Raw genomic sequence first — 13976 nt, 5'->3', positions numbered from 1 at the left:
AAACGCTCTGCGAGCTTTTGGCGCAGTAAGTTTGCGCAGCGCTAAGAAAGGATCGCCTTAGAGTTGTGACAGATGGCGACTGAAAGCCAGCTTAGCCCAGATCAAGGAAATTGCAGGGCTATTGGTCGGCGGGTGCGACACTGAGTCGCACAGGTGTGAGGAGGGGCCGGCGACCGCGATTCGGTCGCCGGTAATGCAGGGGGAGGTTACTTGTTTTCGCCCTGGCTCAGCTTGAGCACATAGGCGGCCAGCAGGTGGGCCTTGTCATTGCCGAGGAAGTCGCCCTGAGCCGGCATGTTGCCGCTGCGCCCGTAGCGAATGGTCTGTTGCAGTTGGGCGAAGCTGCTGCCGTAGATGAACGCGCTGGGTTGAGTCAGGTTCGGTGCGCCCATCGCCGGCATGCCGGTGCCGGCCGGGGTGTGGCAGGCGGAGCAGACGGTGGCGAAGATCTGCTTGCCGGCGGCGACGTCGGCCTGGGCGTCGTCTGGCAGTTCACGGCCACCGAGTTCGGTAAGGACGTAGGCAGCGACGTTGCGTACGCCATCTTCGCCGATCACCGGGCCCTGTGCCGGCATCATGCCCATACGGCCATGCATGATGGTGGTCTTGATGGTTTCCGGCTCGCCGCCCCAGCGCCAACTGCTGTCGGCCAGGTTGGGGAAGCCGTAACTGCCCTTGGCATCGGAGCCGTGGCAAACCGCGCAGTTGGAGGCGAACAGGCGACCGCCCATTTTCAACGCGCGCTCGTCCTTGGCCACTTCTTCGATGGGCATGGCGGCATATTTGGCGAAGATCGGCCCGTATTGCTCATCGGCACGGTTCATCTCGCGCTGCCACTGGTTGACCTGGGTCCAACCGTCCTCATAGCCCGGCAGCAGGCCCTTGAAGTTGCCCAGGCCGGGATACAGCAGCAGGTAGCCCACGGAGAACACCAGGGTGCCGAGGAACAGCATGAACCACCACTTCGGCAGTGGGTTGTCATATTCCTCGATGCCATCGAAGGCATGGCCCATGGTCTGTTCGGTCGGGCTCTTGTGCACCTCGCTCTTGCGAGTGGCGAAGATCAGCCAGAACAGGGCGACCATGGTGCCGAGGGTCAGCAGGGTGATGTACCAACTCCAGAAGGTGGTCATGCTTGGGTCCTCGAAACGGCGGGCTTGGGCTCATCGGCGAAGGGCAGGTTGGCGGCTTCGGCGAAAGCGTCGCGGCGTTTGCCGCTGTAGGCCCAGAGGGTGACGGCGGTGAAGGCGATCAGGACCAGCGCGGTGCCTATGCCGCGCAGGGTGCCGATATCGATAAGCTCGAACATGGCACTCACCTCTTGTTCTTCACGGCGGTGCCAAGCACCTGCAGGTAGGCGACCAGAGCATCCATCTCGCTCTTGCCCTTGACCGCGTCGCTGGCCCCGGCGATATCGTCGTCGCTGTAGGGCACGCCCAATGTGCGCAGTGCGCTCATCTTCTTGGCGGTGTCCTTGCCGTCGAGGGCGTGCTCCACCAGCCAGGGGTAGGCGGGCATGATCGACTCCGGCACGACGTTGCGCGGGTTGTACAGGTGAGCGCGATGCCACTCGTCCGAGTAGCGACCGCCGACGCGAGCCAGATCCGGGCCGGTACGCTTGGAACCCCACAGGAAGGGGTGATCCCAGACGCTTTCTCCAGCGACGGAGTAGTGGCCGTAGCGCTCGGTTTCGGCGCGGAACGGACGGATCATCTGCGAGTGGCAGCCGACGCAGCCTTCGCGGATGTAGATGTCGCGGCCTTCCAGTTGCAGCGCGTTGTAAGGCTTGAGGCCATCGACCGGCTCGTTGGTGACGTCCTGGAAGAACAGCGGGACGATCTGAGTCAGACCGCCGATGCTGACCGCCAGGATCATCACCAGGGCCATCAGACCGATGTTCTTCTCGAGAATCTCGTGTTTCATCAGTGGGCTCCTTCTACCGAGAACTGCGCAGCGGCTTCCATCTCGGTGGATTTCGCGCTGCGTACGGTCAGCCAGACGTTCCAGGCCATCAGCAGCATGCCGGCGAAGAAGATGGCGCCGCCGATCACCCGCACCACGAAGCCGACATGGCTGGCTTCCAGCGCTTCGACGAAGGAGTAGGTGAGGGTGCCGTCTTCGTTGACTGCGCGCCACATCAGGCCCTGGGTGATGCCGTTGACCCACATCGAGGCGATGTAGAGCACGGTACCGATGGTGGCCAGCCAGAAGTGGCCGTTGATCAGGCCGATGCTGTGCATCTGCTCACGACCGAACACCTTCGGAATCAGGTGATACAGCGAGCCGATGGACACCATGGCGACCCAGCCGAGGGCGCCGGCATGCACGTGGCCGATGGTCCAGTCGGTGTAGTGGGACAGGGCGTTGACGGTCTTGATGGCCATCATCGGGCCTTCGAAGGTCGACATGCCGTAGAAGGCCAGGGACACCACCAGAAAGCGCAGGATCGGGTCGGTGCGCAGTTTGTGCCAGGCGCCGGAGAGGGTCATCATGCCGTTGATCATGCCGCCCCAGCTGGGGGCCAGGAGGATCAGCGACATCACCATGCCCAGGCTCTGTGCCCAGTCCGGCAACGCGGTGTAATGCAGGTGGTGCGGGCCGGCCCAGATGTACACAGCGATCAGCGCCCAGAAGTGGACGATGGAGAGGCGGTAGGAGTAGACCGGGCGACCGGCCTGCTTGGGCACGAAGTAATACATCATCCCCAGGAAGCCGGCGGTTAGGAAGAAGCCCACGGCGTTATGGCCGTACCACCACTGGATCATCGCATCGGTGGCGCCGGCATACAGCGAGTAGGACTTGGTCAGGGTGACCGGAATCTCCAGGTTGTTGACCACGTGCAGGATGGCCACGGTGAGGATGAACCCGCCGAAGAACCAGTTACCCACGTATATGTGGCTGACCTTGCGCTGCATCACCGTGCCGAAGAAGACGATGGCGTAGGACACCCACACGATGGTGATCAGGATGTCGATCGGCCATTCCAGTTCGGCGTATTCCTTGGAGCTGGTCCAGCCCAGGGGCAGGGTGATGGCTGCAAGCAGGATCACCAGTTGCCAACCCCAGAAGGTGAAGGCAGCCAGTTTCGGTGCGAACAGCGTGGTCTGGCTGGTGCGTTGCACCGCGTAGTAACTGGTGGCGAACAAGGCGCAGCCACCGAAGGCGAAGATCACCGCATTGGTATGCAGCGGGCGCAGGCGGCCGAAGCTAGTCCACGGTAGGTTGAAGTTGAGTTCGGGCCAGGCCAGCTGGGCAGCGATGAATACGCCGAGTCCCATGCCGACGATGCCCCAAACCACCGTCATAATGGCGAACTGGCGAACCACCCTGTAGTTGTAGGCGGAACGGGTTGTTGTGTTCATGTCTGGGCTTCCATCCACGGTTATGGCAGAGCGGTCGATAACCGTGGTGGACGCAGGCATGAGCAAGCCACGGACACCACGGAAATCGACGCGAGGCAAGCATGAGCAAAGGGCCATCTGGATTTATTGACGCTGATCAATGCGAGCAGGAACTGCCCTGGCAGTGGGACGAACCGCCGCAGGCGGCATCGAGCACGCTGATCCTCGCGCACGGGGCCGGCGCGCCGATGGACAGCCCGTTCATGCAGACCATGGCGCTGGGCCTGGCAGAGCGGGGCGTGCGTGTGGTGCGTTTCGAGTTCGCCTACATGGCGCAGCGGCGGGTGGACGGACGTAAACGACCGCCCAATCCGCAGGCGCAACTGCTGCAGCAATGGCGTGATGTGCATGCACAGGTGCGCCATCGGGTCACAGGGCCCGTAGCCATCGGCGGCAAGTCCATGGGCGGGCGCATGGCCAGCTTGCTGGCTGACGAATTGGAGGCTTCCGCTCTGGTTTGCCTCGGCTATCCCTTCTATGCCGCCGGCAAGCCCGAGAAGCCGCGCGTCGCCCATCTCGCCGAACTGCGCACGCCAACGCTGATCATCCAGGGCGAACGCGACGCACTGGGCAATCGCGAGGCGGTTGCCGGCTATGAGTTGTCAGCGGCCATCGAGCTGCACTGGCTGCAGGCTGCCGACCATGACCTCAAGCCGTTGAAGGCGTCCGGCTTCAGCCATGAGCAGCACCTCGCCACTGCAGCGGCACAGATCGTGGCGTTTCTTGGGCGCATGAAACACTGATCCGAGCTCGGCCGCGTGCTCGTATTCGGACACTTTTTCCTCGCACGGCCGCTGTAAAAGCGGTTGCGCTTGACCGCCTGGTCACGCAATGTGACAGCTGAGTGTCCGGGCCCGTTTCAGTGCGGGCATTGCAGGCTTTTTACCTGCATGGGTAAGCGGATGGCTGCCCTGCACAGCACGCTGTGCCACGCAATGGGGCGGTACGTCATGACGGAAACATCGTATTGCACTGTAATGGTGCGCAATGTTTTTGGTTGATAGGTAGGTTTTTGATTTTAAAGGATTAATTGTGCTGGCTCGGGCCTTGCAGAGGATGCTGCAAGTCCGGGTGACAAGGAGTACGGCATGGCCCGCACCTTTTATGACGAGATGTACGACGCGAGCGGCGCTGTCCGCCCGCATTACCGCGAATTTGCCCGCTGGTTGGCAGAGACGCCGGACGATCTGCTGGCTCAGCGCCGACGAGAAGCCGACCTGTTGTTCCACCGCGCCGGTATCACCTTCACCCTCTACGGAGATGATCAGGGCACCGAGCGGCTGATCCCCTTCGACATCATTCCCCGCTCCATCCCCGCCAGCGAATGGCGTATCGTCGAACGCGGCTGCATCCAGCGTGTGCAGGCACTCAACCTGTTCCTCGCCGACCTCTACCACGACCAGCGCATCATCAAGGCGGGGATCATCCCGGCCGAGCAGGTGCTGGCCAACGAGGGTTATCAGATGGCGATGCAGGGCCTTGACCTGCATCGCGACATCTACGCACACATCGCCGGGGTCGACCTGGTGCGTGACGGCGACGGCAGCTACTACGTGCTGGAAGACAACCTGCGCACGCCCAGCGGTGTGAGCTACATGCTCGAAGACCGCAAGATGATGATGCGTTTGTTCCCCGAGCTGTTCGCCGCGCAACGTGTGGCACCGGTGGATCACTACCCGAACCTGCTGCTCGATGCGCTGAAGAGCTCCAGCCCGCTGGACAACCCCACGGTCGTGGTACTGACCCCAGGGCGCTTCAATAGCGCCTACTTCGAACACGCGTTCCTCGCCCGTGAAATGGGTGTGGAACTGGTGGAAGGCGCTGACCTGTTCGTCCGTGACGACAAGGTCTACATGCGCACCACCGCCGGTGCGCGCCAGGTGGACGTGATCTATCGCCGCCTTGACGACGCCTTCCTCGATCCATTGGCGTTCAACCCCGACTCGATGCTCGGTGTCGCTGGGCTTTTGTCGGCCTATCGTTCGCGCAATGTGGTGCTGGCCAACGCCATCGGCACTGGCGTGGCCGACGACAAGTCGGTCTACCCCTACGTCGGTGACATGATCCGCTTCTATCTGGACGAGGAGCCGATCCTGAAGAACGTGCCAACCTGGCAGTGTCGCAAACCGGCAGAACTGTCCCACGTGCTGGCCAATCTGTCCGAGCTGGTGGTCAAGGAAACCCAGGGCTCCGGCGGCTACGGCATGCTGGTCGGCCCGGCGGCGAGCAAGGCCGAGATCGAGAACTTCCGCGCGCGCCTGATCGCCAAGCCGGAGGCTTACATCGCTCAGCCGACGCTGTGCCTGTCGACCTGCCCGACCTTCGTCGAGCGCGGCATCGCACCACGCCATATCGATCTGCGCCCGTTCGTTCTGACCGGCCGCGAAACCCGCCTGGTGCCTGGCGGTCTGACGCGTGTGGCACTGCGCGAAGGCTCGCTGGTGGTCAATTCGTCGCAAGGCGGCGGGACCAAGGACACCTGGGTGGTGGAGGACTGACCATGCTTTCGAGAACTGCCTCCGATCTGTACTGGATGTCGCGCTACCTGGAACGTGCCGAAAATCTGGCGCGTATGCTCGATGTCAGCTATTCGCTGTCGCTGATGCCGCAGGACGGCCGTGGCGATGGCCTCGACGAACTGGCCATGCCGCTGCTGATCACCGGCACTCTGGACGACTACCTGGAGCGCCACGGCCCATTGCATGCCGAGCGCATGCTGCACTTCTTCGCCCTCGATGCGAGCAACCCGGGCAGTATCTACTGCTGCCTGCAGGCTGCGCGCAGCAACGCCCATGCGGTGCGCGGCCGAATTACCGCCGACATGTGGGAGAACATCAACGCCAGCTGGCTGGAGATGCGCGGGATCGCCGAGCAGGGCCTTGGCCGCTACGGCATCAGCCGCTTTTGCGAGTGGGTCAAGGAGCGTTCGCACCTGTTCCGTGGTGCCACCTTCGGCACCATCATGCGCGGTGAAGCCTACCGCTTCATCCGCCTGGGCACCTTCATCGAGCGCGCCGACAACACCCTGCGCCTGCTCGATGCGCGCTACGAAATGCTCGGCGAGGAGATCGACGAGCTGGAGGAGCGCACCGCGCGCAGCTACTACCAATGGAGTGCGCTGCTGCGGGCGTTGTCCTCGTTCGAGGCCTTTGCCGAGAGCTATCGAGGCTCACCACGTACGCGCAAGGTCGCCGAACTGCTGCTGCTGCGTCCGGACGTGCCGCGCTCGCTGCGAGCCTGTATGGAAGAACTCAACCTGATGCTCGCGGGTCTACCGGGGGAGAACGGTCGACCGGCGCAGCGCCTGGCCGCCGAGCTGGATGCGCGACTGCGCTATACCAGCATCGACGAAGTGCTCGACGAAGGCCTGCATGCCTGGCTTACCGATTTCATCCTGCTGGTGCGCCAGCTGGGCAATACCATCCATACGTCCTACCTGGAGGTCGCATGAGACTCTCGATCAGTCATGACACCACCTACCGCTACGATGACCAGGTACGCGCCAGTATCCAGTACCTGCGCCTGACCCCGCATGACAGCGAGCGCCAGCAGGTACTCAGCTGGCAGCTTGATCTGCCGCGCCCGGTGCACGCGCAGCTCGACCCTTACGGCAACATTCTGCACGTGCTGACCCTGGACGAGCCGCACGAGTCCATCGTCATCGGCGCCCGCGGCCAGGTGGAGATCGACGAAACCTGCGAGGCCGAGCACGAGCGCCAGTCAGCGCTGCCGTTCTTGCGCTTCACCCGCCTGACTCAGGCCGATGAGGCCATTCGTGAGTTCGCCGCGCAGCAAAGCAAGGCGCGCGTGGATCGCACTGGCCTGATCGACCTGATGCATGCGCTTAACGCCCACATTGCCTATCAGCCCGGCACCACCGAAGTGGACACCAGCGCCGCTGAGGCCTTCGCCAGCCGCCGTGGCGTCTGCCAGGATCACACTCATGCCTTCCTCGCCTGCGCGCGTAGCCTGGGCGTGCCGGCGCGCTATGTGTCGGGCTACCTCTATACCGACGATGCCGAGCACCTGGCCAGCCACGCCTGGGCCGAGGCCTGGGTCGGCGATGCCTGGTACAGCTTCGACGTAACCAACTGCCTGGCGCGCCCGGAGCGACATCTGAAGCTGGCAGTCGGCCTGGATTACCTCGATGCCTGCCCGGTACGTGGCATGCGCCGCGGTGGCGGCTGCGAGCAAATGCATGCGCAGGTGCAGGTGGCGCCACTGCTGCAGGTGCGTCAGCAGTGATGCGCCAATAGGCGCTCGTGATATAGGGGCGCCGCGCGCCCCAGACTGACGACCTTTCGAGGGGTGCGCCATGCGCACCTCGGTTTACCCCGCCAAAAATCCCGGTGCGCACGGCGCACCCTTCCCAAATCGTTCTACGGGCTCGTGTTGCTCTTGCGCTGGGCCATGTGCCGCAGGTAGGCGATCAAGCGCTGCAGTTCGGCAGGTGGCAGTACCTGCTCGCTGAAGCCGGGCATACGCCCCTGCGGCCAGCGCCGCAAGCTCTGTGGGTCGCGGATGTAGCGCTCTAGAAAATCGCCTGTGAAATATTCGGTCGGGTTGTGCGGAATATTCAGGTCTGGGCCGAACTCGGAATCACCCGCGCCATTGAGGCGATGACAGGCCATGCAGTTCTTCTGGTAGACGGCGAACCCCGCCTGCACCTCAGCATTGGCATCCGTCGCCGGGAGCAGGGCAGGGAAGCGCTGTTCGACAGCGGCCAGCTGACGAATCCGGGCGACCTGAAAGGGCCATTGCTCGGGGCCGATCTGGCTGGCAGAAGGATCGGTCCAGACCAGGTAGAAAGGTCCCGCGCTGGGTTTGTCCTGCGCCAGCGGCGGCCAGGGATGCTCGGGATCTTCGATGGCCAGCCAGGCTTTTGCACCTTCTTTGGCCAAGAGAATCGAGGCCGGCAGTTCCGCGGCAAAACCGTCGAGCGCCACGGCCTGGAGATGGTCGCCGGGCTCGATACCCTCCAGCAGCGTACTGATCGGCACAGCGCGGTAGTGCATGGGGCGCTTGTAGCTGACGTCATCGATGATCTTGATATCGCGCGCGTGCGGGTGCTCGAGCAGTTCGCTGCTGCTCCAGGCGCGTCGGCCATCGTTGAGTTGCACCTCGAACTCGGCCGCCTGCGCCACGCCGCTCAGGGTGATCAACGTCAGCAACAGGGCAGCTCTCATTCGCGATGCTCCAGCAGCGGTCGCAGATCGTCATAGGCGCCGGCATTGATCACCTGGCGGTAGCCCATTTCCTCGAGGCTTTGCTGGGCGAGGGCAGAGCGGCGACCGCTGCGGCAGTAGAGCACGAGGGGGTGATCTTTGTCCGGGGCGACACTGGCGATCTGGGCGGCGATATCTTCGTGGCCGATACGGATGGCGCCGGGCAGTGCACCCTCCGCGAACTCTTCGGCGCTACGCACGTCGATCAACAGGCTGTCGCTGCGCTGCAAGGCGGAGATGGCGGCGGCCTGATCGATTTCACTGGCATGGGCAGTGAGCAGAGCGAACAGGCTGGTGAGCAGGAGAATCAGGCGCATGGCAGACCCCAGAGCGGATTGATGGGCCCGGCAGCATTGCCCGAGCCTTTCGTGCAGTCTAGGATGCCTCGCTCGACGTGACGGGGGTAGTAGATGTTAGCCGAGTTGTTCGCCGTTCTGGCTCCGGTACTGATTGCGGCAGGCATCGGCTACGGCTGGGTGCGCAGCGGTCACCAGTACCCCACTGATTTCATCGCGCGCCTGGTGCTCAATGTCGGTACGCCTTGCCTGGTGCTGTCTACCCTGAGCCGTGCCGAGCTGGATGTTGGGGCCTTCTCGCAAATGGCCCTGGCCTGCGTGCTGGTGACCTCATGCATGGGGCTGGTTGGCTGGCTGCTGAGTCGCCTGTTCGGCCTGGACTGGAAAGTGTTGGTACCGGCTTACCTGTTCCCGAACTCGGGCAACATGGGCCTGCCCATGGCGCTGTTCGCCTTCGGTGAGCCTGGCCTGGCATTGGCGGTGGCGTTTTTCCTGGTGCTGTCGGTGGGGCATTTCAGTATCGGCATGCTGCTCTCCGGAGCCGCGGCTTCAGTCAAGGGACTGTTGTTAAACCCGATAATGATCAGCCTGGCGCTGGTGTTGCCAGTGCTGTTTCTCAATGTTGAATTGCCGCGCTGGCTGGCCAATACCGTCGACCTGTTGGGCGGTATGACCATCCCGCTGATGCTGATCACGCTGGGTGTGTCACTGGCCAGTATCCGCGTGCAGCACCTGGGTAACGGCCTAGTGCTGGGATTGTTGCGCATTCTCTGTGGCGCGGCGCTGGGCTGGATCATCGGCTGGATAATCGGCTTGCAGCCGTTGGCGCACGCCGTATTGGTGCTGCAGTCGTCGATGCCAGTGGCGGTGTTCAATTACCTGTTCGCGGTGCGCGCAGGCCGGTCACCTGAGCAAGTCGCGAGTCTGGTGCTGTGCTCGACACTGCTGGCCTTCGTGCTGATTCCACTGCTGCTGGCGTGGTGGATACCCGCACTGCGCTGAGCGCGCTACGGCGTCTGCGCAGTTGCGGGGACGGTGGGGATCAACTGACCAGACGGGTCAGATTGGGAAGGATCAGGATGACTGCCGTGGCGAAAAGGATGACGCCAGCCTGGCGGTATTTCGGCTGTTTGAACATGGCCGTATGCCTTTTGTTGTTATGGGTGTGACGTCGAGCGCCTGCCGTACTGCCTGGTGGGTCGCTGCGTCACGCCTGGGCGTTGTTCTGACTCACCGCCCCGGCATGACCCGGCGGCGGCTCCCTGCGCCGCTTTGTGCAAGGGCGCATGTGTAACTCTAGGGTTGGTGTCACAACTTCCTTAGATGACTTGGTTTCTAGCCGAAGCCTGTTAAAACGTTCGAGTTATGTGCGCCTTCGCTGGCCATGCCGCAGGCCTTGAGACAGAGCGCGTGCTTGCTGAGGCCACTGCCAACCCGGCAACCGACCGTTCGTCTGAGCTCAGTGGTCAATGGCGCTGAGCGCTTCGGTCATTGAGCCACGGCGTCTCGGCGCTATGGTAAGCAGGCTCAATAAGAACAGGTGTGGCCGGAGCATGATGTTCCGCCAGCGCCGTAATAGTCTCCGAGGACGCCATGACCGAAGCATATATTTTCGACGCAGTGCGCACGCCCCGTGGCAAGGGCAAGAAGGACGGCGCGCTGTACAGCGTCAAACCTGTTCAACTGGTTGCCGGCCTGCTGAACGCCCTGCAAGTGCGCAATGATCTGGACACCAGTCAGGTAGACGACATCGTTCTCGGTTGCGTGACGCCGGTGGGCGATCAGGGCGCCGATATCGCCAAGACCGCTGCCATGGTCGCGGACTGGGACGTCAGCGTGGCAGGTGTGCAGCTCAACCGTTTCTGTGCGTCTGGGTTGGAGGCGGTGAACCTGGGGGCGATGAAGGTGCGCTCCGGCTTCGAAGATCTGGTGGTGGTCGGCGGTGTGGAATCCATGTCGCGCATCCCCATGGGCTCCGACGGCGGTGCCTGGGTGATGGACCCGGAAACCAACATCCACAGCAATTTTGTCCCGCAGGGTATCGGCGCCGACCTGATCGCCACCCTGGAAGGCTTCAGTCGCGCCGATGTCGACGCCTTCGCCCTGCGTTCGCAGCAGAAGGCGGCGCGTGCCAGCGCCGATGGTTCGTTCACCAAGTCGCTGGTGCCGGTCGCCGACCAGAACGGCATCGTGCTGCTCGACCATGACGAGTTCATTCGTGGCGATTCGACTCTGGAAGGCCTCGGTAAGCTCAAGCCGAGCTTCGAGATGATGGGGCAGATGGGCTTCGACTCCACCGCGCTGCGCGTCTACAGCCATGTCGAGCGTATCGAGCACGTGCACACGCCCGGCAACAGTTCGGGCATTGTCGATGGCGCGGCGCTGATGCTGATCGGCTCCGCGGCCAAGGGCAAGGAGTTGGGTCTGAAGCCGCGCGCGCGCATCGTCGCGGCGGCGGTGACCAGCACTGACCCGACCATCATGCTCACCGGCCCAGCACCGGCCACGCGCAAGGCGCTGGCCAAGGCGGGACTGTCCATCGACGACATCGACCTGTTCGAGGTCAATGAGGCCTTCGCCTCGGTGGTGATGAAGTTCATAAAGGACATGGGCGTGAGCGAGGACAAGGTCAACGTCAACGGTGGCTCCATCGCCATGGGCCATCCGCTCGGCGCCACTGGCTGCGCCATTCTCGGCACGCTGCTCGACGAGCTGGAGAAGCGGCAGCTGCGCTACGGCCTGGCCACATTGTGCGTCGGCGGTGGCATGGGTATCGCAACGATTATTGAAAGAGTTTGAGGCGGAGATAATAAAAGTGACTGACGCCATCCGTTACGAAAAAGGTCAGGACAATATCGTCGTCCTGACCATGGACATGCCCGGCCAGAGCGCCAACACCATGAACGCGGTATACCGCGAAGCCATGGGCCAGATCGTCGAACGCCTGGAAGCGGAAAAGGATTCGATCGCGGGGGTGATCGTTACCTCGGCGAAAAAGACCTTCTTCGCCGGCGGTGACCTCAACGAGCTGATCAAGGTCACCAAGGCCGAGGCTCAAGGCTTCTACGAGATGATCCTGAAGATCAAGGGTCAGCTACGCCGCCTGGAAACCCTCGGTAAGCCGGTGGTTGCTGCCATCAACGGTGCGGCGCTGGGCGGCGGCTGGGAAATCGCCCTGGCCTGTCACCACCGCATCGCCCTGAATGAGAGCCACGTGCAGCTCGGTTTGCCTGAAGTGACTCTCGGTCTGCTGCCAGGCGGTGGCGGGGTAGTGCGTATGGTGCGCCTGCTCGGCCTGGAAAAAGCGCTGCCGTATTTGGCCGAAGGCAAGAAGGTGCGCCCAGACGCCGCGCTCAAGGCTGGGCTGATTCACGACCTGGCCAGCGACCGCGACGAGATGCTGAGCAAGGCCCGCGCCTGGATCGTCGCCAACCCGTCCGCAAAGCAGCCGTGGGACGTGCAGGGCTACAAGATTCCCGGCGGTACGCCCAGCTCGCCCAACGTGGCGCAGATGCTGGCCATCGCCCCGAGCGTGTTGCGCGACAAGACCAAGGGCTGCTTCCCGGCGCCGGAGAAGATCATGTGCGCCGCCGTCGAGGGTGCGCAGGTCGATTTCGACACCGCGCAGATCATCGAGGCGCGCTACTTCACCGAGCTGACCACCGGCCAGGTGGCGAAGAACATGATTGGTACCTTCTGGTTCCAGCTCAACGAAATCAATGCTGGCGGCTCGCGCCCACAGGGCTATCCGAAAACCAAGACGAAAAAAGTCGGCGTGCTCGGTGCCGGCATGATGGGCGCCGGCATCGCCTATGTGTCCGCGGCAGCTGGTATCGAGGTGGTGCTCAAGGATGTGTCTCTCGACGCGGCCGAGAAGGGCAAAAGCTATTCGGCCAAGCTGCTCGACAAGAAAGTCAGCAAGGGCCACATGACGGCCGAGCAGCGTGAGGCTTTCCTGGCGCTGATCAAGGCTACCGATAGCGAGACGGATTTCGACGGCTGCGACCTGATCATCGAAGCCGTATTCGAGGATCGTGCGCTCAAGGGCAAGGTCACCGCGGCAGCCGAAGCTGTTGCGCTGAGCGATGCGGTGATCGCCTCCAACACCTCGACGCTGCCGATCACCGGCCTGGCGACTGCCGTGGCCAACCCCGAGAAATTCATCGGCCTGCACTTCTTCAGCCCGGTGGACAAGATGCCGCTGGTGGAAATCATCCGCGGTGAGCAGACCAGCGATGAAACGCTGGCGCGTGGCTTCGACTACGTCATGCAGATCAAGAAGACGCCCATCGTGGTCAACGACAGTCGCGGCTTCTTTACCTCGCGGGTGTTCGGCACCTTCACCAACGAAGGCCTGGCCATGCTCGGTGAGGGCGTCAGCGCCGCGATGATCGAGAACGAGGCGCGCAAGGCCGGCATGCCGGTCGGCCCGCTGGCGATCAGCGACGAAGTGTCGATGAGCCTGATGAACCACATCCGTCAGCAGACCATTAAGGATCTGGCGGCCGAGGGCAAATCCATCCCGGAACACCCGGCCTTCGCCGTGATCGACCTCATGCTCAACGAGTACAAGCGTCCGGGCAAGGCGGCCGGGAGTGGTTTCTACGATTACCCGGCGGGTGGCAAGAAGCACCTGTGGCCCGAGCTCAAGGCACGTTTCGAAAAGGCCGATGCGCAGATCTCGCAGGAGGACGTGCGCGACCGCATCCTGTTCATCCAGGCCATCGAGACGGTGCGCTGCGTGGAAGAGGGCGTCTTGACGTCAGTGGCTGATGCCAATATCGGCTCGATCTTCGGTATCGGCTTCGCCGCCTGGACCGGCGGTGCGCTGCAGTTCATCAACCAGTACGGGGTGAAAGACTTCGTCGCCCGTGCGCAGTACCTGGCCGAGCAATACGGCGAGCGTTTCCTGCCGCCTGCGCTGTTGCTGGAAAAGGCCGCCAAGCAGACTGTGTGAAAACGTTCTGAACTGAACCGGTTCAATACAAACGCCTCGATTGATTCGGGGCGTTTGTGTTTTTACTGGTGCAATGATGCAAAGTGCAGCGCTCAGG

13 protein-coding genes are annotated in these 13976 nt (G+C 62.8%); 7 read left to right on the top strand and 6 right to left on the bottom strand.

Features of this window, described 5'->3' with window-relative positions; translation table 11 throughout:
- Positions 1 to 206: 206 nt before the first annotated feature.
- Genes ccoP through ccoN form a run of 4 tightly spaced genes read right to left on the bottom strand, consistent with a single transcriptional unit; the run spans position 207 to position 3362 of the window.
- A complete protein-coding gene (gene ccoP / locus ACNFCJ_RS13455; protein ID WP_099523686.1) occupies positions 207 to 1133 on the bottom strand; it encodes a cytochrome-c oxidase, cbb3-type subunit III in 927 nt (308 codons plus the stop codon).
- Entirely contained in the window at positions 1130 to 1309 is a 180-nt protein-coding gene (locus tag ACNFCJ_RS13450) for a cbb3-type cytochrome oxidase subunit 3 (RefSeq protein WP_125835368.1), read from the bottom strand. Before ACNFCJ_RS13450 ends, ccoP begins: the two co-directional genes overlap by 4 nt.
- A gap of 5 nt (positions 1310 to 1314) precedes the next feature.
- Entirely contained in the window at positions 1315 to 1923 is a 609-nt protein-coding gene (gene ccoO, locus ACNFCJ_RS13445) for a cytochrome-c oxidase, cbb3-type subunit II (protein ID WP_099523687.1), read from the bottom strand.
- On the bottom strand, positions 1923 to 3362 hold the full coding sequence (gene ccoN, locus ACNFCJ_RS13440; RefSeq protein WP_099523689.1) for a cytochrome-c oxidase, cbb3-type subunit I: 1440 nt from the start codon (positions 3360 to 3362) through the stop codon (positions 1923 to 1925). Before ccoN ends, ccoO begins: the two co-directional genes overlap by 1 nt.
- 101 nt (positions 3363 to 3463) lie before the next feature.
- Here ccoN and ACNFCJ_RS13435 point away from each other — a divergent pair, with 101 nt between their 5' ends.
- The 4 genes from ACNFCJ_RS13435 (at position 3464) to ACNFCJ_RS13420 (ending at position 7646) form a co-directional block, all read left to right on the top strand.
- The gene (locus tag ACNFCJ_RS13435; RefSeq protein ID WP_343350011.1) at positions 3464 to 4144 is read left to right on the top strand and encodes an alpha/beta family hydrolase; all 681 of its coding nucleotides are present in this window, start codon (positions 3464 to 3466) and stop codon (positions 4142 to 4144) included.
- Positions 4145 to 4489: 345 nt separating this feature from the next.
- A complete protein-coding gene (locus ACNFCJ_RS13430; protein ID WP_416771836.1) occupies positions 4490 to 5899 on the top strand; it encodes a circularly permuted type 2 ATP-grasp protein in 1410 nt (469 codons plus the stop codon).
- 2 nt (positions 5900 to 5901) lie between these two features.
- A complete protein-coding gene (locus ACNFCJ_RS13425) occupies positions 5902 to 6852 on the top strand; it encodes an alpha-E domain-containing protein (RefSeq protein ID WP_061239121.1) in 951 nt (316 codons plus the stop codon).
- Positions 6849 to 7646, top strand: a complete 798-nt coding sequence (locus tag ACNFCJ_RS13420; RefSeq protein WP_099523693.1) for a transglutaminase family protein — start codon at positions 6849 to 6851, stop codon at positions 7644 to 7646. Before ACNFCJ_RS13425 ends, ACNFCJ_RS13420 begins: the two co-directional genes overlap by 4 nt.
- Before the next feature lie 134 nt (positions 7647 to 7780).
- Here the strand turns inward: ACNFCJ_RS13420 and ACNFCJ_RS13415 are convergent, their stop codons facing one another.
- Positions 7781 to 8587, bottom strand: coding sequence for a c-type cytochrome (locus ACNFCJ_RS13415; protein ID WP_416771833.1), 807 nt, complete (start codon positions 8585 to 8587; stop codon positions 7781 to 7783).
- The gene (locus tag ACNFCJ_RS13410; protein ID WP_416771831.1) at positions 8584 to 8943 is read right to left on the bottom strand and encodes a rhodanese-like domain-containing protein; all 360 of its coding nucleotides are present in this window, start codon (positions 8941 to 8943) and stop codon (positions 8584 to 8586) included. The genes ACNFCJ_RS13415 and ACNFCJ_RS13410 overlap by 4 nt, the downstream gene beginning before the upstream one ends.
- A gap of 93 nt (positions 8944 to 9036) precedes the next feature.
- Here ACNFCJ_RS13410 and ACNFCJ_RS13405 point away from each other — a divergent pair, with 93 nt between their 5' ends.
- The 3 genes from ACNFCJ_RS13405 to ACNFCJ_RS13395 all read left to right on the top strand — a co-directional run bounded on the left by ACNFCJ_RS13405 (position 9037) and on the right by ACNFCJ_RS13395 (position 13879).
- Positions 9037 to 9924 (top strand): AEC family transporter, encoded by an 888-nt coding sequence (locus ACNFCJ_RS13405; protein WP_416771830.1) that lies wholly within the window; start codon positions 9037 to 9039, stop codon positions 9922 to 9924.
- 591 nt (positions 9925 to 10515) lie between these two features.
- Entirely contained in the window at positions 10516 to 11721 is a 1206-nt protein-coding gene (locus ACNFCJ_RS13400; RefSeq protein ID WP_416771829.1) for an acetyl-CoA C-acetyltransferase, read from the top strand.
- 16 nt (positions 11722 to 11737) lie between these two features.
- Positions 11738 to 13879, top strand: a complete 2142-nt coding sequence (locus tag ACNFCJ_RS13395) for a 3-hydroxyacyl-CoA dehydrogenase NAD-binding domain-containing protein (RefSeq protein WP_416771827.1) — start codon at positions 11738 to 11740, stop codon at positions 13877 to 13879.
- The last annotated feature ends 97 nt before the right edge of the window (positions 13880 to 13976 follow it).

The organism is Pseudomonas sp. NY15364 (genome assembly GCF_048068235.1).
Taxonomy (GTDB): Bacteria; Pseudomonadota; Gammaproteobacteria; order Pseudomonadales; family Pseudomonadaceae; genus Aquipseudomonas; species Aquipseudomonas mendocina_D.
Note: the sequence above shows the minus strand (reverse complement) of the source record. Positions and strands in the feature narration are given on the sequence as shown.

Coding starts and splice junctions, on each gene's coding strand:
- ccoP (WP_099523686.1), bottom strand. CDS start 1,133: ATGACCACCTTCTGGAGTTGGTACATCACCCTGCTGACCCTCGGCACC.
- ACNFCJ_RS13450 (WP_125835368.1), bottom strand. CDS start 1,309: ATGTTCGAGCTTATCGATATCGGCACCCTGCGCGGCATAGGCACCGCG.
- ccoO (WP_099523687.1), bottom strand. CDS start 1,923: ATGAAACACGAGATTCTCGAGAAGAACATCGGTCTGATGGCCCTGGTG.
- ccoN (WP_099523689.1), bottom strand. CDS start 3,362: ATGAACACAACAACCCGTTCCGCCTACAACTACAGGGTGGTTCGCCAG.
- ACNFCJ_RS13435 (WP_343350011.1), top strand. CDS start 3,464: ATGAGCAAAGGGCCATCTGGATTTATTGACGCTGATCAATGCGAGCAG.
- ACNFCJ_RS13430 (WP_416771836.1), top strand. CDS start 4,490: ATGGCCCGCACCTTTTATGACGAGATGTACGACGCGAGCGGCGCTGTC.
- ACNFCJ_RS13425 (WP_061239121.1), top strand. CDS start 5,902: ATGCTTTCGAGAACTGCCTCCGATCTGTACTGGATGTCGCGCTACCTG.
- ACNFCJ_RS13420 (WP_099523693.1), top strand. CDS start 6,849: ATGAGACTCTCGATCAGTCATGACACCACCTACCGCTACGATGACCAG.
- ACNFCJ_RS13415 (WP_416771833.1), bottom strand. CDS start 8,587: ATGAGAGCTGCCCTGTTGCTGACGTTGATCACCCTGAGCGGCGTGGCG.
- ACNFCJ_RS13410 (WP_416771831.1), bottom strand. CDS start 8,943: ATGCGCCTGATTCTCCTGCTCACCAGCCTGTTCGCTCTGCTCACTGCC.
- ACNFCJ_RS13405 (WP_416771830.1), top strand. CDS start 9,037: ATGTTAGCCGAGTTGTTCGCCGTTCTGGCTCCGGTACTGATTGCGGCA.
- ACNFCJ_RS13400 (WP_416771829.1), top strand. CDS start 10,516: ATGACCGAAGCATATATTTTCGACGCAGTGCGCACGCCCCGTGGCAAG.